This window comes from Pedococcus sp. P2_E5, from assembly GCF_056403895.1.
Map to the genome: position 1 here is coordinate 1 of NZ_JBFUEP010000060.1, position 21,952 is coordinate 21,952.

General features: G+C 69.6%; 20 protein-coding genes and 1 tRNA gene. 10 read left to right on the forward strand and 11 right to left on the reverse strand.

Going from position 1 to position 21,952, the window contains the following annotated elements:
* The 3 genes from AC1DVZ_RS17490 to rfbA form a co-directional block, all read right to left on the reverse strand.
* Positions 1-540: nucleoside-diphosphate sugar epimerase/dehydratase (locus AC1DVZ_RS17490; protein WP_477619470.1), on the reverse strand; the 540-nt coding region annotated here is incomplete at its 3' end.
* A gap of 171 nt (positions 541-711) precedes the next feature.
* Entirely contained in the window at positions 712-1,311 is a 600-nt protein-coding gene (locus AC1DVZ_RS17495) for a dTDP-4-dehydrorhamnose 3,5-epimerase family protein (RefSeq protein WP_477619471.1), read from the reverse strand.
* Positions 1,311-2,189 (reverse strand): glucose-1-phosphate thymidylyltransferase RfbA, encoded by an 879-nt coding sequence (gene rfbA, locus AC1DVZ_RS17500; protein WP_477619472.1) that lies wholly within the window; start codon positions 2,187-2,189, stop codon positions 1,311-1,313. The genes AC1DVZ_RS17495 and rfbA overlap by 1 nt, the downstream gene beginning before the upstream one ends.
* A gap of 65 nt (positions 2,190-2,254) precedes the next feature.
* Here rfbA and rfbB point away from each other — a divergent pair, with 65 nt between their 5' ends.
* Together rfbB and rfbD are read left to right on the forward strand one after the other, a co-directional pair.
* Positions 2,255-3,250: a dTDP-glucose 4,6-dehydratase gene (rfbB, locus tag AC1DVZ_RS17505; RefSeq protein WP_477619473.1), complete on the forward strand. Its 996-nt coding sequence runs from the start codon at positions 2,255-2,257 to the stop codon at positions 3,248-3,250.
* Positions 3,250-4,131, forward strand: a complete 882-nt coding sequence (rfbD, locus tag AC1DVZ_RS17510) for a dTDP-4-dehydrorhamnose reductase (protein ID WP_477619474.1) — start codon at positions 3,250-3,252, stop codon at positions 4,129-4,131. Before rfbB ends, rfbD begins: the two co-directional genes overlap by 1 nt.
* Here the strand turns inward: rfbD and AC1DVZ_RS17515 are convergent.
* Positions 4,123-5,046 (reverse strand): nucleotidyltransferase family protein, encoded by a 924-nt coding sequence (locus tag AC1DVZ_RS17515; RefSeq protein ID WP_477619475.1) that lies wholly within the window; start codon positions 5,044-5,046, stop codon positions 4,123-4,125. The genes rfbD and AC1DVZ_RS17515 overlap by 9 nt on opposite strands.
* A gap of 91 nt (positions 5,047-5,137) precedes the next feature.
* On the opposite strand from AC1DVZ_RS17515, the gene AC1DVZ_RS17520 reads away from it, so the two are divergent.
* Together AC1DVZ_RS17520 and AC1DVZ_RS17525 are read left to right on the forward strand one after the other, a co-directional pair.
* Positions 5,138-6,127 carry a zinc-binding dehydrogenase gene (locus AC1DVZ_RS17520; RefSeq protein ID WP_477619476.1) on the forward strand — a complete coding sequence of 330 codons (990 nt, stop codon included), beginning with the start codon at positions 5,138-5,140 and terminating at the stop codon, positions 6,125-6,127.
* Between the two features lie 53 nt (positions 6,128-6,180).
* The gene (locus tag AC1DVZ_RS17525) at positions 6,181-6,402 is read left to right on the forward strand and encodes a hypothetical protein (protein WP_477619477.1); all 222 of its coding nucleotides are present in this window, start codon (positions 6,181-6,183) and stop codon (positions 6,400-6,402) included.
* 9 nt (positions 6,403-6,411) lie between these two features.
* Here AC1DVZ_RS17525 and AC1DVZ_RS17530 read toward each other — a convergent pair whose 3' ends face one another.
* The 6 genes from AC1DVZ_RS17530 to AC1DVZ_RS17555 all read right to left on the reverse strand — a co-directional run bounded on the left by AC1DVZ_RS17530 (position 6,412) and on the right by AC1DVZ_RS17555 (position 13,990).
* Positions 6,412-6,942: a hypothetical protein gene (locus AC1DVZ_RS17530; protein ID WP_477619478.1), complete on the reverse strand. Its 531-nt coding sequence runs from the start codon at positions 6,940-6,942 to the stop codon at positions 6,412-6,414.
* A 40-nt stretch (positions 6,943-6,982) separates the two neighbouring features.
* A complete protein-coding gene (locus AC1DVZ_RS17535) occupies positions 6,983-7,633 on the reverse strand; it encodes a GDSL-type esterase/lipase family protein (protein ID WP_477619479.1) in 651 nt (216 codons plus the stop codon).
* Positions 7,634-7,636: 3 nt separating this feature from the next.
* Complete coding sequence (locus AC1DVZ_RS17540) at positions 7,637-7,813, reverse strand: DUF6104 family protein (RefSeq protein WP_140741227.1); 177 nt, start codon at positions 7,811-7,813, stop codon at positions 7,637-7,639.
* 67 nt (positions 7,814-7,880) lie between these two features.
* On the reverse strand, positions 7,881-11,735 hold the full coding sequence (locus tag AC1DVZ_RS17545; RefSeq protein WP_477619480.1) for a multifunctional oxoglutarate decarboxylase/oxoglutarate dehydrogenase thiamine pyrophosphate-binding subunit/dihydrolipoyllysine-residue succinyltransferase subunit: 3,855 nt from the start codon (positions 11,733-11,735) through the stop codon (positions 7,881-7,883).
* A 444-nt stretch (positions 11,736-12,179) separates the two neighbouring features.
* Entirely contained in the window at positions 12,180-12,989 is an 810-nt protein-coding gene (locus AC1DVZ_RS17550) for an ABC transporter permease (protein WP_477619481.1), read from the reverse strand.
* On the reverse strand, positions 12,986-13,990 hold the full coding sequence (locus tag AC1DVZ_RS17555) for an ABC transporter ATP-binding protein (protein ID WP_477619482.1): 1,005 nt from the start codon (positions 13,988-13,990) through the stop codon (positions 12,986-12,988). The genes AC1DVZ_RS17550 and AC1DVZ_RS17555 overlap by 4 nt, the downstream gene beginning before the upstream one ends.
* Positions 13,991-14,207: 217 nt before the next feature.
* Between AC1DVZ_RS17555 and AC1DVZ_RS17560 the strand changes: the two genes are divergently transcribed.
* Both AC1DVZ_RS17560 and AC1DVZ_RS17565 read left to right on the forward strand, forming a co-directional pair.
* Positions 14,208-15,599: a hemolysin family protein gene (locus AC1DVZ_RS17560; protein WP_477619483.1), complete on the forward strand. Its 1,392-nt coding sequence runs from the start codon at positions 14,208-14,210 to the stop codon at positions 15,597-15,599.
* Positions 15,596-16,630 (forward strand): hemolysin family protein, encoded by a 1,035-nt coding sequence (locus AC1DVZ_RS17565; RefSeq protein WP_477619484.1) that lies wholly within the window; start codon positions 15,596-15,598, stop codon positions 16,628-16,630. Before AC1DVZ_RS17560 ends, AC1DVZ_RS17565 begins: the two co-directional genes overlap by 4 nt.
* 177 nt (positions 16,631-16,807) lie before the next feature.
* On the opposite strand, the gene AC1DVZ_RS17570 is transcribed toward AC1DVZ_RS17565, so the two are convergent.
* A tRNA-Arg gene (locus AC1DVZ_RS17570) sits at positions 16,808-16,882 on the reverse strand.
* Positions 16,883-16,941: 59 nt separating this feature from the next.
* Between AC1DVZ_RS17570 and AC1DVZ_RS17575 the strand changes: the two genes are divergently transcribed.
* The 4 genes from AC1DVZ_RS17575 to AC1DVZ_RS17590 form a co-directional block, all read left to right on the forward strand.
* Positions 16,942-17,346 carry a response regulator gene (locus AC1DVZ_RS17575; protein WP_477619485.1) on the forward strand — a complete coding sequence of 135 codons (405 nt, stop codon included), beginning with the start codon at positions 16,942-16,944 and terminating at the stop codon, positions 17,344-17,346.
* Positions 17,347-17,356: 10 nt separating this feature from the next.
* Positions 17,357-19,003: an arginine--tRNA ligase gene (gene argS / locus AC1DVZ_RS17580; RefSeq protein WP_477619486.1), complete on the forward strand. Its 1,647-nt coding sequence runs from the start codon at positions 17,357-17,359 to the stop codon at positions 19,001-19,003.
* A gap of 3 nt (positions 19,004-19,006) precedes the next feature.
* Positions 19,007-20,443 (forward strand): diaminopimelate decarboxylase, encoded by a 1,437-nt coding sequence (gene lysA / locus AC1DVZ_RS17585; RefSeq protein ID WP_477619487.1) that lies wholly within the window; start codon positions 19,007-19,009, stop codon positions 20,441-20,443.
* A 186-nt stretch (positions 20,444-20,629) separates the two neighbouring features.
* Positions 20,630-21,952: homoserine dehydrogenase (locus AC1DVZ_RS17590; protein ID WP_477619488.1), on the forward strand; the 1,323-nt coding region annotated here is incomplete at its 3' end.

Sequence of the window (21,952 nt, forward strand, 5' to 3'; positions counted from 1 at the left end):
GTCGAGGAGTGCAACTGGCGCGTAGCCACTGCCCGCATCGCGGATCAGGCTGCGGGTGAGGCGTCGGCCCGCTTCCCCAGCGCCGAAGATGATGGCCCGTTGGTCGTCGCCGTCGTGTTCGGCAGCCTGGCGGGTGCGGATCGAGCGGATGATGAAGCGTGCGGCAAACATCCCCAGCACGGCAAAGGCCGGCGCGGTGAATGGAACGCTGCGGGGAATCGGCCCGAGGTGGAGGGCGAAGACAATGGTCATCAGCACCAGGGTTGTCAGCAACACCGTTCGGCCGATGTCGTAGGTCTCCTCGAACGACCCGCGGTCGTGGCCGACGGCGTAGGGGCCGAAGAAGGCTCCGAAGACCACTTGGCCGAGCACCGCGGCGACCGTGAACCACAGGATCGGCGCTGTCAGGACGTTCTCGAGGGTGAGGTCGTAGCGCAGCCACACGGCCAGGAAGGTAGCCACGACCCAGGCGGCAGAGTCGATGCCCGCCCACAGCCACCGGCTGAGCCGATCGCGACGCCTCGCTCGCGCTGTGAGCACGCAGCTCCCCTTCCCCGTTGGCCGCAAACAGCGTGAAGTTTACATGCGTGGCGAGACGAATCGGCGCACATCGGGCGTGTGACCTGCGGCAACTGCAGACAAACAGACCAGAAGTCAGCGTTTTCGTGCGGGGCGAGCAGGTGCCTCTCTGCAGTACTCCCGCCCACCAGGTCAGGCGAGACTGGCGTAGAACTCGCGGCACGCGGCATACGTCGGAAGCAGTCCCTGCTCCCTCGCGTCGGCCAGCGAGGGAGCCAGCTGGTCCTTGGCGGAGAGCAGGGGGGTCGTCATGCCATACGGCAGCGCGAGCCCCACTTCGGGGTCCAGCGGGTGGATGCCGTGCTCACGGCTCGGCGTGTACGGGGCGGTGACGAGGTACATGGCCGTGGTGTTGTCCTCGAGCGCGGCAAACGCGTGTCCCATCCCCTCCGGCAGGTAGACCGCGCGACGGTCGACCGTGTCGAGCAGCACGGAGTCCCACTCGCCGAACGTGGGCGACCCGACCCGGATGTCGACGATGTAGTCGACCAGGGAGCCGCTCAGTGCGGTGATGTACTTCGCCTGCGACGGCGGTACGTCCGCGAAGTGGATGCCGCGGACGGTGCCACGCGAGGAGACCGACACATTGGTCTGCACGATCTCGGGACGGTGTCCGATGGCGTCCGCCAGCCGGTCCCCGCGGTAGGACTCGAGGAAGACGCCACGGTCGTCGGCGAACTGGCGTGGCGTGATCTCGAACGCGTCGGCGACCTTGAGCGATCGGATCTCCATCAGCGCAGGCCCCGCTTCTCCTTGAGCAGCCCGGACAGGTAGGTGCCGTAGCCGCTCTTCTCGAGCGCTGCGGCCTGGACGGCGAACTCGTCGTCACTGAGCCAGCCATTGCGCCAGGCGACCTCCTCGACGCAGCCGATCTTGTGACCCTGCCGGGCCTCGACGACGTGGACGAAGTGCGCCGAGTCCATCAGACCCTCGAACGTGCCCGTGTCGAACCACGCGGTCCCACGCGGGAGCACTGTGACCGAGAGGGTGCCGCGCTGGAGGTACGCATCGTTGATCCCGGTGATCTCGAGCTCGCCACGGGGACTGGGCTCGAGGTTCCGCGCGATCTCGACGACGTCGTTGTCGTAGAAGTACAGCCCGGGCACGGCGTAGGACGACTTGGGCTGCTCGGGCTTCTCCTCGATCGACAGCACTCGGCCGTCGTCGGCGAACTCCACGACGCCGTAGGCCGAGGGCTCCGTGACGTGGTAGGCGAAGATGTGGCCGCCGGTCACCGAGGTCTTCGACCGGAGGGCGGTCCCCAGGCCGGTGCCGTAGAAGATGTTGTCGCCGAGCACCAGGGCGACTGAGTCTTCCCCGATGAAGTCGGCCCCGATGATGAAGGCCTGGGCCAGGCCGTCCGGGCTCGGTTGGGCCGCATAGGACAGGTCGATGCCCCACTTAGATCCGTCCCCGAGCAGTCGCCGGAACTGTCCCTGGTCGTCCGGGGTCGTGATGACCAGGACCTCGCGGATGCCGGCCATCATCAGCGTCGACAGCGGGTAGTAGATCATCGGCTTGTCATAGACCGGCATGAGCTGCTTGCTGATGCCGAGGGTGATCGGGTGCAGTCGCGTGCCGGACCCGCCAGCCAGGATGATCCCCTTCATGGGGCACGACCCTAGTGCGATGAGCACTGTCAGCGGGGAGGTGCCTGCGCGATAGCCTCGGCGCCATGAAGGTCCTCGTCACCGGCGCCGCCGGGTTCATCGGCTCGAACTTCGTCATCCGGGCCCGCCAGGTCCGCCCTGACTGGCGGCTCACCGTCCTGGACTCGATGACGTATGCCGCGAACCTCACCTCGCTCGACCCCGTGGCGGGCGAGGTCGACGTCGTGAAGGGCTCGGTGACCGACGCCGACCTGGTGGACGAGCTGGTGGCCGCCCACGACCTCGTCATCCACTTCGCCGCCGACTCGCACAACGACAACTCGCTGGACGACCCGTGGCCCTTCATCGACACCAACGTCATCGGCACCTACCAGCTCATCCAGGCGGTCCGCCGTCACGACAAGCGCATTCACCACATCTCGACCGACGAGGTCTACGGCGACCTCGAGCTCGACGACCCTGCCAAGTTCACCGAGACCACGCCGCTCAACCCGTCGAGCCCCTACTCGGCGTCGAAAGCCAGTGCCGACCTGCTGGTCCGAGCCTGGATCCGCTCCTTCGGGCTCAAGGCGACGCTGTCGAACTGCTCCAACAACTACGGGCCGCGCCAGCACCCCGAGAAGTTCATCCCCCGGCAGATCACCGGGATCATCGACGGGGTGCGGCCCAAGCTCTACGGGGCCGGTGCCAATGTCCGCGACTGGATCCACGTCGACGACCACAACGACGCCGTCATCACCATCGTCGAGCAGGGCAGGCCGGGGGAGACGTACCTCATCGGCGCCGACGGCGAGATGAACAACCGGGACGTCGTGGCACTCATCCTCGACCTCATGGGCAAGCCTGCCGACTGGTTCGACCACGTCCCCGACCGTCCTGGCCACGACCTGCGGTACGCGATCGACGCCACCAAGCTGCGGGCCGAGACAGACTGGCGCCCGGCCCATCCGGACGTCAGGTCGGGGCTCGCGGACACCATCGCGTGGTACGAGGACAACCAGGACTGGTGGCGCACCGCGAAGGTGGTCGCCGAGACGCGGTACGAGCGGCTGGGCCGCTGATGACGCGCTGGCTGTTGACGGGGGCGAACGGCATGCTCGGCCTCGACCTGCAGGTGACTCTGGCGCTCGCCGGTGTCCCGGAGGACGACGTGAGCGCTCTCACCATCGCTGACCTGGACATCACCCACGCGGACGCCGTCCGCGATGCGGTGCGCGGCCATGACGTCGTGGTGAACTGCGCGGCATACACAGCGGTCGATGCTGCGGAAAGCCATGAAGGCCAAGCGTTTTCGGTCAACGCGGTTGGCGCGGCGAATGTCGCCGACGCGTGCAGGACTGTTGGCGCACGTCTCGTCCACCTCTCGACCGACTACGTCTTCTCCGGCGACGCGACGGAGCCGTATGCCGAGGACGCACCTCTGGCGCCGCTCTCGGCCTATGGGCGGACCAAGGCCGCCGGCGAGTGGGCCGTGCAGGCGCGGTGCCCGCAGGCGTGGATCGTCCGGACGGCCTGGCTGTACGGCGCGGGTGGGCCGAACTTCGTCAAGACCATGGCGCGGCTGGCCGACCGGCACGACACCCTCGACGTCGTCGACGACCAGACCGGCCAGCCGACCTGGACCATCGACGTGGCGCAGGCGATCCTGCGGCTCGTCGACGGGTCGGCTCCCTTCGGTGTGTGGCACGCCACCAGTCAGGGCAAGACGAGCAAGTACGGCTTCACCCAGGAGATCTTCCGCGGCCTGGGGCTGGACCCGGCAAGAGTGCGGCCCACGACGAGCGACGCGTTCCCGCTCCCGGCGCCGCGTCCGGCATACAGCGTCCTGGGCCACGATGCGTGGCGGATGGCGCGCATCGCGCCATTGCCCCACTGGCAGGAGAGTCTTGCCAAGTCCCTCCAGGATGTCGTCGTGCAGGACGTCACACCGGACTCAGTCTGACGGCAGTCGGCGGCGCACGATTCGTGCGGCCCGGGGGAGCGCCCGGAGCCCACGAATCCACCTCCTGACGTGCAGCACTGCGATCTCGGTGCCGCTGGTGGTGTCCGCGAGGTGCGGGCTGACCAAGACCTGACTCGCCGGAACGACGGCGCGCCAGAACGCGCGAGGCCTGTGCCGCCACGGGGTGCGGCGTAGTTCGACCAGCCACAGGGCGCCCGGCACGGCACCGAAATCCTGGCGCACCCGCCACGCCGCAAGTCGACCGGGATGCGCATTGCGGTCGGCGCTCGGTCCGCCGGCGGTCCTGGGCAAGACGCGGGCGGCAGTCTCAAGGCTGCCCGTCTGTCGGGCCAGCTCCAGGAGGCTGACCCGCTGGGTGCTGCTGAGTACGGCGCACCGGCGCTCCAGGTGGCGCAGGTCGGCTCGAGAGTTGGGCTTGTAGGGGTCGCGCAGCGCGTGCAGCGCCACCACCAGGAACTGACCCAGCAGGTCGGGAGTGCTCACGTCCCGACCAGCGATCGAGATGGTCGTGCGGTGTGCCCACAATGCCTCGAACACCACCCTGGGGTCGGCCAGGAAGCCCGGGAAGTTGAAGTGGATGTCGAGGTCGCTGGGCCAGTCCGCCCGGATGAAGTGGGCGGAGTGGTCGAAGGAAAGGTCTGCTGTTCGAACCACGGGCAGCGGCGCGAACCGTCTGGTCCAGTTGCTCTCCAACGCTTGGCACACCTCGTCGAAGGATGCAGGGTCCACGAGGACGTCGACATCCGTGGACGGCCGGTCCGGGCGGGCGCCGACGGCCACTGCGCTCGGACCCTTGATGAACAGCACCCGGGCACCCACCTGGTCGGCCAGGCGTGCCACGAGGGCGTGCGCGAGCAGCACACCCTCGGTCATGGACAGCGTGGACTCGGGCACGTCGTCAGTATGGGGCTGCCTCGGACCTCGCTGCTCCGTTCTCGTCACCCCTCGGCCGTTCGTGCCATGGGACTCTCGCTAGGGTCGGGCCATGCTCGCTGTCTACGCTGCCCGCCAGTCCGCCGACGACCCGCTGTCCGGCCTCGAGGTCGGCGAGCGACCCGATCCGCAGCCGCGCGAGGGGTGGACAACCGTCACCCTCAAGACCGCTGGGCTCAACCACCACGACGTCTGGTCCCTGCGGGGTGTCGGGCTGTCCGCGGACCGCCTCCCGATGATCCTCGGGTGTGACGGTGCAGGGATCGACGAGGAGGGCAACGAGGTCATCATCCACGCGGTCGTGCCCAGCGACGGGTGGCGAGGCGACGAGACCCTCGACCCGCGCCGCACGCTCCTGTCCGAGCTGCACGACGGGACCCTCGCGCAGAAGGTCGCCGTCCCTACGACCAACCTCGTCGCGAAGCCCGCAGACCTGCCGTGGACGCACGCCGCGTGCCTGTCGACGGCCTGGCTCACGGCATACCGGATGCTCTTCACGAACGCGGGGCTCACGCCCGGTGCGACGGTGCTCGTCCAGGGCGCCGGCGGCGGGGTGTCCACCGCCCTCGTCCAGCTCGGTGCGGCGGCGGGCTACCGGATGTGGGTCACCAGCCGCGACGAGGAGAAGGGCCGGCTCGCGGTGGGGATCGGTGCGGATCGCGCCTTCGCGAACGGCGAGCGGCTCCCCGACCGGGTCGACGCGGTCATGGAGACCGTCGGGGCCGCCACCTGGTCGCACTCGGTCAACTCGCTCAAGCCGGGCGGGACGATCGTCATCTCCGGCGCCACGTCCGGCGATGCCCCGAGCAAGGCAGAGCTGACCAAGATCTTCTTCAAGCAGCTGCGCGTGGTCGGGTCGACCATGGGAACCCGCACCGAGCTCGAACGGCTCACGCAGTTCGTGGTGCAGCAGCGGATCGAGCCGGTCATCGACACCACCCTGCCGCTGGACCGGGCGCGGGAGGGCTTCGCCAAGATGGCGGCCGGGGACGTGTTCGGCAAGGTCGTCTTCACCGTCGACCCCGATGGGTCGTCTTCCTGAGAGGCGCCTGAAGTCGATTAGGGATCTGGCCGCCGGAGGCGTAGTAAGGGGGGATGGAAGAGTTTCCCTCGTCACCCGAGGACGTCATCGACTCGAGGTGGACCGGCAATCCCCAGGCCCTGCGACCGGCCCCCCACGTCAGCGGCCGCCGAAAGGCCACGGAGACCGACCTCGACGCCGAGATGCGGGCGGTCATCAACCCCTGGTTGGCCGGGGACAGCAGCGCGACCGACACCCTGACCGCCCTGCGCGCCCTCGCGGACCAGCACCTCTAGCCCGCCCCGCTAGAGGACCGAGACGACCAACCACACCACGCCCGCGACGGCCAGGACGGCCAGCGTGGCGGCGGCGACGATGATCCCGCCCTTCTGGGTGGCACCCATCTTCTCGGTCCACCCCTCGGCAGACGCGACGTCCCTGATCAGGTTGCGACCGTCGCCGGCGTCGAACGAGTAGTCGACCACCTTGCCGAGCTCGCCGGTGCGCAGGTCGACGCCGAACTCCTTGCGCATCGACTTCTCGTAGACCCTCCCGCGCTGGGTGGATGCCTCGGCGGTGAGACGCGGCGAGGACCCGCCGCCGCTCCACGAGAACGTGTTGCTGACGTCGAAGATGGTCATCGAGTGGTCCGACTCCTTGAGCCTGACCTTGTGGGTGAAGACCTTCCTGACTCCGTGCGCCCTGAAGATCGCCAGCCACTGGGCGTCGGCGACGTCGATCGTCAGGTCGAAGCCCTCCGGTGTCTCACGCACGGCGTAGGGCGTTGCACTGGCAGCGGATCGGATGCTGGTGATGAGCTCTGCGGACGTACCCATCGAGGGCCCCCTCGGTCGACGGTCGCGTATCGGGTGGTGGTCAGCTCGGCGAGATCTGCAGCCAGTCGTACCAGCCGTTGTGCAGGACCAGCCAGGCGATGAGACCGTACCCCGCCTGCCCCGGGTGGTGGGCAATCCGGCTGGCCGCCAGGTCGCTCTGCCACTGCTCGTGACCGAGCAGGGGACGGAAGCAGTCGACGAACGGCACCCCGCGGCGCGCGCAGACGTCGGCCTGCGCCTCGACGAGCACGTCGAGCTTGGCGTTGATCTCGGCGTCGTCAGTGGGCGTCGGGCTCGCCACGAACGTCCCGATGCCTGCGCTGGCCGCGTCGTCGAGGATGTTGGCGAGGTTGAGGCGGTGCCGTGCCAGCGTCACGCCGCTGGCGGCGTCGTTTCCGCCGACGGAGATGACCAGGCGCTTCTCGGCGCGTCCCGCCCAGCGGGGCGCACACTCCGCCTTCCAGCGGGCGAGGACGTCAGCCGTGGTGTCGCCACGCACGCCGAGGTTGTATGCCGTGAGCTCGAGGTCGGGGTGGTGCGTCCGCCCGGCCACGCGGGAGACCCAGCCCTGCCCCTTGGGGTCGCCGACTCCGACGACGAGCGAGTCGCCGACGAAGACGAGGCCCACGTCCCGGGGACCGTCGGAGGCAACCTGGAACTCGGCGCTCGGGGTGAAGGTGGGGTCGCTCACGCGTCAGTCCTCGTCGTCGTCGAGCCGGGCCAGCCAGGTGGCCAGGCGCTCGACGGGGGTCTCGAAATCGGGATTCAGGTCCACGAAGGTCCGCAGCTGGTCGGCCAGCCACTCGAAGGAGACCTCTTCTTCCCCTCGGCGAGCGACCAGCTCCTCGATGCCGCGATCCGTGAAGTACACGACTGCAAGGTTATCGGGGGTATGCCGCGTGGCTGAGCCAGCCACGCGGCATACCGTGCTGTTTGGGTCAGCGGGCGAAGGCCGCCGTGATGAGCTCGGCCTGCTGCTCGGCGTGCCGCTTGCTCGAGCCGGTGGCCGGTGAGGCCGACGCCTTGCGCGAGACCACCCGCAGCAGGCGGGTCTCGCCGAGTCCGGCAAGGGCCTGCGGCAGGTTGAGCGCCATGAACGGCCAGGCGCCCTGGTTGTTGGGCTCGTCCTGGACCCAGACGACGTCGGCGGCGGGGTACTTCGCGAGCTCGGCGGCGATCTCCTTGGCCGGCAACGGAGCCAGCTGCTCGACCCGCACGATGGCGGTGGAGGTGTCACCGGCCTTGTCGCGGGCGGCCTCGAGGTCGTAGACGACCTTGCCGCTCGCGAGCAGGACCCGCGTGACGCCGGCGGTGTCGAAGGACGCGCGGTCGGCCAGCACCGGACGGAAGGTGCCCTCGGTGAAGTCGGCCGGCATGCTGCTCGCCGCCTTGAGCCGCAGCATCGACTTCGGGGTGAAGACGATGAGGGGCCGACGCGGGCGGGCGTAGGCCTGCCGGCGCAGCAGGTGGAAGTAGCTCGCGGGCGTCGAGGGGTAGGCCACCGTCATGTTGTCCTCGGCGCACATCTGCAGGAAGCGCTCGATGCGGGCGGAGGAGTGGTCGGGTCCCTGACCCTCGTAGCCGTGGGGGAGGAGCAGCACGACGGACGAGCGCTGGCCCCACTTCTGCTCCGACGACGAGATGAACTCGTCGATGATCGTCTGGGCGCCGTTGAGGAAGTCGCCGAACTGCGCCTCCCAGAGGACGAGGGCGTCGGGGCGCTCGACGGAGTAGCCGTACTCGAAACCCATCGCCGCGAACTCGGACAGCAGGGAGTCGTAGACCCAGAACCTGGCCTGTCCCTCGCCGAGGTAGAGCAGCGGGGTCCACTCCTCGGCGGTGTGCTTGTCGATGAGGACGGCGTGGCGCTGGACGAAGGTGCCGCGCCGGCTGTCCTGGCCTGCGAGTCGCACCGGGGTGCCCTCCATGAGCAGCGACCCGAAGGCCATCAGCTCACCGGTCGCCCAGTCGATGCCACCGTCGCGGGTCGACAGCGCGCGCTTCTCCATGGCCTGGAGCAGCTTGGGGTGCACGGTGAAGCCCTGGGGTGGGTTCACGAAGGCGTCGCCGATGTGCTGGAGCTGGTCGGCCGGGATGGCGGTCTGGTCGGCCGAGCGGGTGGCCTGGTCGGCGGCCTGCGCGGTCGGGGGCTCCAGGCCGGAGTGGCCCTCGGCGTCGGTGCCGGCGAGCGTGGCATCGCTGGCGTCGGCAGTGCCGGCCTCCTTGAGGGCGGCCTTGGTCTCGACGAACACCCGCTCGAGCTGCTGCTGGTAGTCGCGCAGGGCGGCTTCGGCCTCCTCCTGCCCGATGTCGCCACGGCCGATGAGGGCCTCGGTGTAGAGCTTGCGGACCGAGCGCTTGGCCTCGATGAGGTTGTACATCAGCGGCTGGGTCATCGAGGGGTCGTCGCCCTCGTTGTGACCGCGGCGGCGGTAGCACACCATGTCGATGACGACGTCCTTGTTGAACTCCTGCCGGAACTCGTAGGCGAGCTCGGCCACCCGGACGCAGGCCTCGGGGTCGTCGCCGTTCACGTGGAAGATCGGCGCCTGGATCATCCGGGCGACGTCCGTCGAGTACGTGCTCGACCGGGACGCGCTCGGCGACGTCGTGAAGCCGACCTGGTTGTTGATGACGACGTGGATGGTGCCGCCGGTGCGGTAGCCGCGCAGCTGGGACAGGTTGAGCGTCTCGGCGACGACACCCTGCCCGGCGAACGCCGCGTCACCGTGCAGGAGCAGCGGCAGCACCGTGAAGTCCTCACCGGCGAGGTCGAGCCGGTCCTGCTTGGCGCGGGTGATGCCCTCGAGGACCGGGTTGACCGCCTCGAGGTGGGAGGGGTTGGCGGCGAGGTAGACCTTGGTCTTGTTGCCGTCCTCGGCGACGAACTCGCCCTCCGTGCCCAGGTGGTACTTCACGTCGCCGGAGCCCTGCACGGACTTGGGGTCCTGCTTGCCCTCGAACTCGCGGAAGATCTGGCCGTAGGACTTGCCCGCGATGTTGGCGAGCACGTTGAGGCGCCCGCGGTGCGGCATACCGATGCAGACCTCGTCCATGGCGTCCGCGGCGGCGCGGCACAGGATGCGGTCGAGCAGCGCGATGACCGACTCACCGCCCTCGAGGCTGAACCGCTTCTGGCCCACGAACTTGGTCTGCAGGAACGTCTCGAACGCCTCGGCGGCGTTGAGTCGGCGCAGGATGCGCAGCTGCTCGTCGGGTCCCGGCTTGGCGTAGCCGACCTCGATCTTGTCCTGCAGCCAGCGGCGCTGCTCGGGGTCCTGGATGTGCATGTACTCGGTGCCGATGGTGCGGCAGTAGGAGTCCCGCAGGATGCCGAGGATCTTGCGCAGCCGCAGCATCGGCGCACCGCCGAAGCCACCGGTGGCGAAGTCGCGCTCGAGGTCCCACAGGGTCAGCCCGTGCGACGTGACGTCGAGGTCGGGGTGGCGGCGCTGGCGGTACTCCAGCGGGTCCGTGTCGGCCATGAGGTGGCCGCGCACCCGGTAGGCGTGGATGAGCTCCTGCACGCGAGCGGTCTTGTTGACGTCGTCGTCGTGGTGCGTCGAGATGTCCTGGACCCAGCGGACCGGCTCGTAGGGCAGCCGCAGGCTCTCGAAGATCTCGTCGTAGAAGCCGTTCTCGCCGAGCAGCAGCTGGTGCACGATGCGCAGGAAGTCGCCGGACTGCGCGCCCTGGATGATGCGGTGGTCATAGGTGCTGGTGACCGTGAGGATCTTGGAGACGGCGTTGCGGTTGAGCGTCTCCTGGCTCGCGCCCTGCCACTCGGCGGGGTACTCGAGCGCACCGACACCGATGATCGCGCCCTGCCCGGCCATCAGTCGCGGGACCGAGTGGACGGTGCCGATGGTGCCGGGGTTGGTCAGGGTCAACGTGGTGCCCTGGAAGTCCTCGACCGTGAGCTTGCCGCTGCGGGCCTTGCGGACGACGTCCTCGTAGGCGGTCCAGAAGTGGGCGAAGTCCATCGACTCGGCGGACTTGATGGAGGGGACCAGGAGCTGGCGGGTGCCGTCCGGCTTGGCCATGTCGATGGCGAGGCCGAGGTTGACGTGGCCGGGGACGACGAGCGCGGGCTTGCCGTTCTCCTCGGTGAACCCGTTGTTCATCTCGGGCATGTGGCCCAGGGCCTTGACGAGGGCGTAGCCGATGAGGTGGGTGAAGGAGACCTTGCCGCCACGCGAGCGCTGCAGGTGGTTGTTGATGACGACCCGGTTGTCGATGAGCAGCTTGGCGGGCACCGCACGCACGCTGGTGGCGGTGGGGACCGTCAGCGACGCCTCCATGTTGGTCACCGTGCGGGCACTCGCACCTCGCAGCGGCTTCACCTGGTCCTGGTTGACCGGCACCGTCTGCTTGGGGGCCTCGGGCTCGCGCGGCTTGGGCGCCTCCTTGGGCGCCTCCTTCGCGGCAGGGGCCTCGGGCTGCTGCGCGTCCTTAGCGGCGGGAGCCGGGGCGGCGGCAGCGGGGGCAGCGGGAGCCGGGGCAGCGGGAGCGGGTGCCGCAGGAGCGGGAGCGGGAGCGGCGGGGGCCACGGCTGCCGGAGCGGAGGGAGCGGCCTGCGCCGCGGTCGGGGCCCCGTTGGACCCGGACCCGTTCGCCGCGTCCTCGCCACCGGGCTGGTACCCGCCACCGGGCTGGTAGTCCTCGAAGAGGGACCACCACACCTTGTCGACGGAGTTCTTGTCGTTCTTGTACTGCTCATACAGCTCGTCCACGAGCCACTCGTTCGGCCCGAAGGCCGACATGGGGTCGTTGGTCGGGGACTGGTCGGGCACGGCGGATACGCCTCTTTCGTAGCGTCGACAATGACGGGGCAAATACGTCCTCCCAGCCTATCCCCGCCCGCCTCGCCGTGCGGAGGCGGGGAAGAGTTTCCGAGACGCTCCTCACAACGCGTCCGATCGGCCGCCCAGCGACCGGTTGCGGGTATGCCGCGGGGCCGGCTCCCCGCCTTCTGGCAGCCACTTCTGGCCACCCAAGGCGGGTCTTGGGGGCGAGGGGCGCTCGCATGGGGGATCAGTGGCCAGAGGTCGCCTGGTGTCGTGCACTTCTGGCCACCCAAGGCGGGTCTTGGGCGCGAATGGGCGCTCGCACGGGGGATCAGTGGCCAGAGGTCGCCTGGTGTCGTGGACTTCTGGCCACCCAGCGACCGGTTGCGGGTATGCCGCGGGGCCGGCTCCCGTGGTGGGAACCGGCCCCGCGGCATACCTCGGCGTTGTCTAGCTGATGTCGCTGCGCACCGTCCGCCACGAGCCGAAGCCCGCCAGCACAGCCGCGTAGGCAGCCAGGACGAGGGCACCGGCCCACCATGCGAGCGGTTTGACGGCGTTCTCCCCACCCTGGGTCACGCCATTGACCATGGCCTGGGTGGCTGCGGACGGTAGGTACTGGACGATGTGGTCGCGACCCCAGTCCCAGAAGCTCAGCCCGAAGCCGGCCAGCGGCTCGACGATCCACGCGACCCCGATCGAGATCAGCAACGCGGCGACCTGGTTGGGGATGAGGATGCCGGCACCCAGTCCGATGAGCGCCCACAGCCCCAGGACCAGCAGGCTCAGGGCCAGCGTCCGGAAGACCTCACCCGTCGGGAACGGCGCGAATCCGCGGGCGTTGAGCACGATGGCGCCGGCGATGATCGACCCGGCCAACGAGATGAGGCCGTAGATGGCGCCGATGCCGAGCAGCGCCATCACCTTGGCGGCCATGACCCTGGCCCGCTTTGGCGTGCCGAGGAACGTGCTGGTGATCGTCTTGTGGCGGTACTCGCTGCCGATCTGCAGGACGCCGATCGTCAGGGTGAGCAGGTAGCCGATGCTCAAGCCGCTGGTGTAGACGCTGTTGGCGATCTGCTCGGGTGTGCCGGTGGGCGGCCCCTGACCGGCCGGGACGCTGGGGTCGGGAGCCTGGGTGAACAGGAAGCCGAACAGCACGGCGAGGCCGGCTCCGGCGAGGAACATGGCAATGGCCATTCCCCACCACATCCGGGTGGTGAAGAACTTGCGGAACTCGGCGCGGATCGCGGCGGTCATCCGTTCGCCCCTTCCTGTCCGGTGACGGCATCCTGAACGGTCGGTGCACCCTGTCCGGGGCTGGCGGAGACGCCGTCGCCGAGGTTGCGGTTGGTGCCCTCGGTCAGCTCGAAGAACAGCGCCTCGAGGTCGGTCGTGGCCTGGCGGAGCTCGTAGACGGGGAGCCCGGCGCGCAAGGCCACGTCGCCGATGAGGCGCAGGTCGTGGGTCTCGGCGAGCAGGGCGCCGTCCTTGACCTCGCTGGTCACGTCGGCGACCCGCAGCGCTCCCGCGAGCGCGTCGAGGTCGGTGGTGCGCACGATCGCGTGGGCCTCGCCGTGCAGGTCGGACATCGCGCCCTGCTTGACCAGCTTGCCGTTGTTGATGATGACGACGTCGTCGACCGTCTGCTCGACCTCCTGCAGCATGTGGCTGGAGATGAGCACCGTCTTGCCCTGGGCGGACAGGTGGCGCAGGAACCCGCGCAACCACCGGATGCCCTCGGGGTCCAGGCCGTTGGCCGGCTCGTCGAGGATGAGCACCTGGGGGTCACCGAGCATCGCGGCCGCGAGGCCGAGCCGCTGGCGCATGCCCATGGAGTAGCCGCCGGCCCGCTTGCGTGCCGCGGCAGGGATGCCGACGAGCTCGAGCATCTCGTCGACCTTCTGCGCTCCCACCCCCGCGGTGTCGGCCAGCACCCGCAGGTGGTCGCGTCCGGTGCGACCCGGGTGGAAGTTGGTGGCCTCCAGCGCCGAGCCGACGACTGCCATCGGCTGCGTGATGTCGTGGTAGGCGAGACCGCCGATCGTCGCCGCGCCGCTCGACGGCTTGATGAGGCCGAGCAGCATGCGCAGCGTGGTGGTCTTGCCGGCGCCGTTGGGCCCGAGGAAGCCGGTGATGCGGCCGGGCTCGACGGTGAAGGACAGGTTGTCGACGGCGGTGAAGGTGCCGAACCGCTTGGTCAGGTCGCGCACCTCGATGCGGGTGCCCTCGCTCGGCCTGGTCGCTGTGTCTGTGGTCATCGTTCCCCCGGGTTGAGTGGCATGCGCTCATCCTGCCAACTGACGTGGGGGGAGGGTCAACCGGGTTGTCGAGCCGGGCCGCGCCTTGTCGGTTTCGCGTCACCGCTGCCCCGCCCCGCCACCACGGTGAGGTATGCCGCGGAGCGGCCACGCGGCATACCTCACCGTGGTCGGCGAGTCGGCTGGGAGGCGACGCGGACCTTAGGATGTCCGCACTATGACCGAATGGTTGCTGGTCCTGACCGGCGTGGGTTTGACGATCGGCACAGCCATCTTCGTGGCCACGGAGTTCTCGCTGGTGGCCCTCGACCGGCCGACGGTGCAGAAGGCGGTGGACGCGGGGGACGTGCGCGCCGAGGTCGTCCTCGGCTCACTGCGCCGGCTCTCGACCCAGCTCTCGGCGGCACAGGTCGGCATCACCCTGACCACGCTGATCCTCGGGTTCCTCGCGACTCCGTCCCTTGGTGTGCTGCTCGAGACGCCGCTGAAGGCCCTGGGGCTGAGCGGTTCCACGCTCGAGTCGGTGGCGGCCGGGATCGCGCTGGTCATCGCCACGCTGTTCTCGATGGTGTTCGGTGAGCTGCTCCCGCAGTTCCTCGGCATCTCCGCGCCACTGGCCACGGCGAAGGTCGTCGCGATGCCGGTGCGTGGGTTCGCGCTGGTGGCCCGCCCACTGATCTACGTGCTCAACGGCTCGGCCAACCTGTTCCTGCGCGCCCTGGGCATCACCCCTCGCGAGGAGCTGTCGGGTGCTCGCACGCCGCAGGAGCTCGCGTCGCTGGTGCGCCGGTCCGCCCAGGCCGGGACACTCGACGCGGGCACGGCACGGCTGGTCACCAAGTCGCTGGACTTCGGCGAGCAGACGGCTGCCGACGTGATGAGCCCGCGGGCGAGGGCGTCGTCGATCGAACGCACCGCCACCGCCGAGGACGTCGTGCGGCTGGCCCGGCGCACGGGCCACTCGCGTTTCCCCGTCACCGGCGAGGACTGGGACGACATCGACGGCGTCGTGCACGTCAAGCGCGCGATCGCCGTGCCGCACGAGCGGCGCGACGACGTGCCCGTGTCGGCGCTGATGGTGCCGCCGCTGCTCGTGCCCGAGACGATCAGGCTCGACCCGTTGCTGCTGATGCTGCGCGAGCACGGCCTCCAGCTGGCGATCGTCGTCGACGAGTACGGCGGGACGGCCGGCATCGTGACGTTGGAGGACGTCGTCGAGGAGATCGTCGGCGAGGTGTCCGACGAGCACGACGTCTTCCGCACGACCGGGCGCGAGTTCACCGACGGGTCGTGGACGGTGCCCGGGCTGTGGCGACCCGACGAGGTGCGCGAACGTCTGGGAGCGGTGGTTCCGGACGGACCTGCCTATGAGACGACCGGTGGTTTCGTCATGGCCGACCTCGGCCGGATCCCCACCGTCGGTGACACCGTGAGGATCCCCGGCTGGGAGATCACGGTCCTCGCGATGGACGGCATGCGGGCCGACCGGCTGCGGTTCGTCCCGCTGACGACCACCGAGGGGGATGCCGGGGGCAGTACCGGGGCCGGCGAGGACAGTACCGCCGCCGACGACGAACGGTCCGGCGGCCAGGGCGAGGTGGCGCAGTGAGCGCCGGCGCCGTCTGGGTCACCATCCTGCTGCTCCTGCTGAACGCCTTCTTCGTGGGCGCCGAGTTCGCCGCGATGTCCGCGCGACGCTCCACCCTCGAACCGCTCGCGGCCTCCGGATCACGCAGGGCCCAGGTCTGCCTGGACGCCCTCGAGCAGATGGGCTCGCTGCTGGCCTGCGCGCAGCTCGGGATCACGGTCTGCTCGGTGCTCCTGGGCGCCATCTCGGAGTCCGCCCTGCACCATGCCCTCGAACCTGTCGTCCACCACCTGGGTCTGCCTGACGGCGTCACCGACGGTGTGGCCCTCGCGCTCGCCCTCCTGATCGTGGTCTACCTGCACGTCGTCGTCGGCGAGATGATCCCGAAGAACCTCGCGCTCGCCGGACCCGAGCGCTCGGCGCTCATCCTGGTGCCGGTCCTGCTGTTCATCACGAAGGCCCTGCGCCCGATCATCTGGGTCATGGAGGCCATCGCGAAGTCGCTGGTGCGACTGTTCGGGGTGGAGCCCAAGGACGAGATCACGTCGGCGTTCACGGTCGAGGAGGTCGAGCACATCCTGGCCGAGAGCAGGCACGAAGGACTGATCGAGGAGGGCCAGCACGGGCTGGTCGGCGCGGCCCTGGAGTTCAGCGACAAGGACGCGGTGGATGTCGCGGTGGCGCTGTCCGACCTGGTGACACTGCCTCTGACGGCAACCCCCGACGACGTCGAACGACTCGTCGCGAAACGGGGCTTCTCGCGCTACCCCCTGCTGAACCGGTCGGGGGAGCTCACCGGCTACCTCCACCTCAAGGACGTGCTCTACGCCGACGACACCGAACGCGACATCGCCGTCCCGGTGAAGCGGGTCCGCAAGCTCGCGACGGTGCAGGCCGCCGACGAGGTCGAGGAGGTGCTGCGCACGATGCAGCGCACCGGCGCGCACCTCGCGCGTGTGGTGGACCCCGAAGGCCGTGACATCGGCGTGGTCTTCCTCGAGGACGTCATCGAGGAGCTGGTCGGCGAGGTCACCGACGCCTCCCAGCGCTGAGGCGCGCCGACTTCCACCGCCGGACGATCGGCTGCGAGACCTGACGAGCCGGGTGAGCGGGGCACGGCTGGGACGTGCGCTGACCTGATCGTGCGGCGGCGGCATACCCGTCCCCTGTGGCTGGGGAACGCAACGAAGAGGTGGCCCAGCGCTGGGACGCGCTGGGCCACCTTCGTGTGGTGCCCCCGGCAGGATTCGAACCTGCGCCACCGCCTCCGGAGGGCGGTGCTCTATCCCCTGAGCTACGGGGGCGGACACGTGCGCCCCGCTAGGGAGGCGCGAGCCGAGGTTAGCAGCCTAGGGTGTCCACCATGGAACCAGGGGGACTGGTGTACGTCTGCGACGACACCGAGCAGATCAGGCGTCTGATCAGGGTCAACCTCGAGCTCGAGGGCTACGACGTCCGCGAGGCAGCTGACGGTGGGGAGCTGGTGGACGCGCTGCGCGCGCGGACCGATGTGCCCGGAGTCATCACCCTCGATGCCCAGATGAGTCCTCGCGACGGCTGGTGGGCGATCTCCCAGATCCGCGCCGACCCACGGCTGGCAGACGTCCCCGTGATCATGGTGACGGCCTCGGTCCAGCAGCACGACCGGGTCCAGGCGCAGGGGTCTGGGCTCGACGCGTTCGTCTCCAAACCGTTCGACCCGGACTACCTCATCAAGCTCGTCGGGGGCTTCATGGCCGAGGGCAGGGCACACCAACCCGCGCCCTAGACTTGCCCGGGTGACTCCCGAAGAGCTCTCCGCAGCCATCCGCACCGCCCTGGTCGAAGCCGTCGCCGCCGGCGACATCCGCGTGGACGTGCCCGCGGAGGTCCGCGTGGAGCGACCGCGGAACCGCGACCACGGGGACTGGTCCACCAACATCGCGCTCCAGCTCGCCAAGGGCGCGGGTATGCCGCCGCGAGACGTGGCCACGCCGCTCGCCGAGCGTCTCGGCCAGGTCTCCGGGGTGAAGGCCGTCGACATCGCGGGCCCCGGCTTCCTCAACATCACGCTCGACGCCTCGTCGGCCGGTGAGCTCGCCCGGTCCATCGTCGAGGCCGGTCAGGCTTACGGCCGCAACGACTCCGAGGCTGGTCACGTCATCAACCTCGAGTACATCTCGGCGAACCCCACGGGGCCGCTGCACCTCGGCCACACCCGCTGGGCCGCACTGGGTGACTCGATGCACCGGCTGCTGCTGGCCTCCGGGGCGGACGTCAAGGCCGAGTACTACATCAACGACGCGGGCGCGCAGATGGACAAGTTCGCCGCGTCGGTGCTCGCGCGCGCCAAGGGGGAGCCGACCCCTGAGGGTGGGTACCCCGGTGCCTACGTCGACGACCTCGCGGCGCAGGTGCTCGCCGCCCGCCCGGACCTGCTCGACCTGCCCTATGACGATGCCCTGGCGGCGACCAGGACTGTGGCGTACCCCGCCCAGCTGCAGGACATCAAGGACACGCTGACCGACTTCGGGGTCACGTTCGACGTGTGGTTCTCCGAGGCCGAGCTGCACGACTCGGGTGCGGTGGAGCGGGCAGTGGACCGCCTGCGCGAGCAAGGCCACGTCTTCGACCAGGACGGTGCCATCTGGCTGCGCACCACGGACTTCGGCGACGACAAGGACCGTGTGCTGGTGCGGGCCAACGGCGAGCCGACCTACTTCGCCGCGGACGCCGCCTACTACCTGAGCAAGAAGGACCGCGGCTTCGACGAGAAGATCTACCTGCTCGGCGCCGACCACCACGGCTACATCAACCGGCTGAAGGCGATCGCGGCCTGCGCGGGGGACGACAAAGAGCACAACATCGAGGTCCAGATCGGCCAGCTGGTCAACCTCGGCGGCGCCAAGCTGTCCAAGCGGGCCGGCAACATCATCGAGCTGCGTGACCTCATCAACTGGATCGGCACCGACTCGATCCGCTACTCCCTCGCCCGGTACCCCGCGGACAGCCCGCTGTCGCTCGAGGGGGAGGAGCTGCGCAAGCAGACCAACGACAACCCCGTGTTCTACGTCCAGTACGCCCACGCCAGGACCTCCAACGTCGCGCGGCTCGCCAACGAGGACGGTGTGTTGCGGCAGGACGGTTTCGACCCCTCGCTGCTGACCGACCCGACCGAGGCGTCGCTGCTGGCGATCCTCGGCGACTTCCCGCGCGTGGTGGCCCATGCAGCCCACCTGCGTGAGCCGCACCGTGTCGCCCGCTACCTCGAGGACCTCGCCGGCCACTTCCACAAGTGGTACGACACCTGCCGCGTGCGGCCGATGACCGCGGACGAGGAGATCACCGACCTACACCGCACCCGGCTGTGGCTCAACGACGCCACCCGCCAGGTCTTGGCCAACGGACTGGACCTCCTGGGGGTCTCCGCCCCCGACAGGATGTAGCCCATGCGCGCTCACGAGGCCGGAGCCCTCCACGCCGAGGGGTACGGCGGACCACCGCACTGGTTGCCCTGGCCCACCGACGTCATGGAGCTGGTGCCCCAGCTGTGGCCGCAGACGATCGGTCGGGATGAGCAAGGACGCCTGACCGTCGGGGGACTCGACGTGGTGAGCATCGCGCGCGAGTTCGGCACCGCGGCATACGTCGTCGACGAGGAGGACTTCCGCGCCCGCGCGCGGGCCTTCCGCGACGACTTCGCGGCGCCGTTCGCCGAGCTCGGCGGGGTCGACGTGTTCTACGCCGGCAAGGCGTTCCTGTGCACCGAGGTGGCGCGTTGGGTGGCCGACGAGGGCCTGTGCCTCGACGTCTGCTCGGGCGGTGAGCTGGCCGTGGCGCAGCGGGCGGGCTTCCCATCGGAGCGGATCGGGTTGCACGGCAACAACAAGTCCGTGCCCGAGATCCGGCAGGCCCTCGACTACGGCGTGGGCCGGATCGTCGTCGACTCGTTCGAGGAGATCGACCGCATCGCCGAGGTCGCCGCCGAGCTCGGTGTCCGTGCGCCCGTCATGGTGCGCGTCACGGTCGGCGTCGAGGCCCACACGCACGAGTTCATCGCCACCGCCCACGAGGACCAGAAGTTCGGCTTCTCCCTGGCCGGTGGCAAGGCCGCCGAGGCGGTCAGCCGCATCCTCGCGCACGGCGACCGGCTCGAGCTCCTGGGACTGCACTCCCACATCGGCAGCCAGATCTTCGACACCGCGGGCTTCGAGGTCTCGGCCCGTCGCCTGATCGGGCTCCACGCCGAGGTGGCGCGGCTGCACGGCATCCACATGCCCGAGCTGGACCTGGGTGGCGGCTACGGCATCGCCTACACGACCGAGCACACTCCGCTCTCACCCGGCGAGCTGGGCGAGCAGATGGCCGACCTGGTCCGGCGCGAGCTCAAGGCGGTCGGCGACGGCAGCCCCGACACCCCGACACCGAGGATCTCGATCGAGCCCGGACGCGCCATCGTGGGGCCGAGCACGTTCACCCTCTACGAGGTCGGCACCGTCAAGGACGTCGATGTCGCTGAAGGCCTGGCCCGCACCTACGTCTCGGTCGACGGCGGGATGAGCGACAACATCCGGACCGCGCTCTACGACGCCGACTACTCCTGCACCCTGGCGAGCCGCCGGTCGGAAGCCCCGCCGCGGCTCGCGCGCGTGGTCGGCAAGCACTGCGAGAGCGGCGACATCGTCGTCATGGACGAGTACCTGCCTGACGACATCACCGCGGGCGACCTGATCGCGGTCCCCGGTACGGGCGCCTACTGCCGCTCGATGGCGAGCCAGTACAACCACACGCCGCGCCCACCGGTGGTCGCCGTCCGCGACGGTCGCGCCCGGGTCCTCGTCCGCCGCGAGACGGTGGAGGATCTGCTGGCGCTGGACGTCGGCTGACCCGCCCCACGACCCACTGAGGACAGGACTCGCCGTCGAAACCGCCAAGAATCCGCAAATTCGACGGTGCGTCGTGTCCTCGGTCGGACAATGTCCGGATGGCGGAACGATGGGTGTCCACGAAGTGGTCACCCGTCACGATGGGCCCGACCGGGAGAAAGCCCACCAGGGCACAAGGAGCACGCAGTGAGGGAAGTCAGCGTGAGTGACAGCGAGCAGGCAACCACGGAGCGGCCGCTGAGGGTGGCGCTGCTCGGGTGCGGCGTCGTCGGCTCGTCCGTGGCCCGGATGCTCACCCAGCACTCCGACGACCTCGCGGCCCGCGTGGGGCGGCCCCTCGAGCTGATCGGCATCGCCGTGCGCCGGGCCGGCAAGGACCGCTCGGACCTGCCCGTCGATCCCGCCCTGTTCACGACGGACGCAGAGTCGATCATCACCCGGGCCGACATCGTCATCGAGGTGATCGGCGGCATCGAGCCGGCCAGGACGCTCATCGAGCTCGCCATGAAGCACGGCGCCTCCGTGGTGTCGGCCAACAAGGCGCTGCTGGCCGAGGCGGGTCCCGCCCTGTATGCCGCGGCGGCCGAGCACGGCGTCGACCTCTACTACGAGGCGGCGGTTGCCGGGGCCATCCCGATCCTGCGGCCGATCCGCGAGTCGCTCGCCGGAGACGACGTCCGCAAGGTGCTCGGCATCGTCAACGGCACCACCAACTACGTCCTCGACAAGATGGACTCGACCGGCATGGGCTTTGCCGAGGCCGTCGGGCAGGCGCAGGCGCTCGGCTATGCCGAGGCCGACCCCACCGCCGACGTCGAGGGCTTCGACGCCGCCGCCAAGGCCGCCATCCTCGCCTCGCTCGCCTTCCACACGCGCGTCTCCAGCGACCAGGTCTACCGCGAGGGGATCACCGAGGTGTCCGCCGCGGACATCCAGGCGGCACGCGAAATGGACTGTGTCGTCAAGCTTCTCGCGATCTGCGAGCGCACCGAGGTCATTGGCGCTGACGGCACGCTCGCACCGGGCGTCAGCGTCCGGGTGCACCCGGCCATGATCCCTCGGTCGCACCCCCTCGGCGGGGTCCGCGACGCCTTCAACGCTGTGTTCGTCGAGGCCGACGCCGCCGGGCAGCTGATGTTCTACGGCAAGGGGGCCGGGGGTGACCCCACCGCCAGCGCCGTCCTGGGTGACGTCGTCGCCGTGGCCCGGCACCGGGTCGGCGGCGGCCGCGGCCCTGGGGAGTCGGCCTACGCCGACCTGCCCGTGCTCGAGATGGGTCAGGCCCTCACGAGGTACCACATCAGCCTCGACGTGGCCGACCGCCCGGGCGTCCTCGCCCAGGTGGCGACGTCGTTCGCCGAGCACGGTGTGTCCATCGAGACGGTTCGCCAGCACATCATCGCCGCAGACCAAGACGGTCCCGACGGGGAGGCCGCCGAGACCCGCGCCAACCTCATCGTCGTGACCCACATCGCCCCCGATGCTGCGCTCGCGGCGACCGTCCAGGCC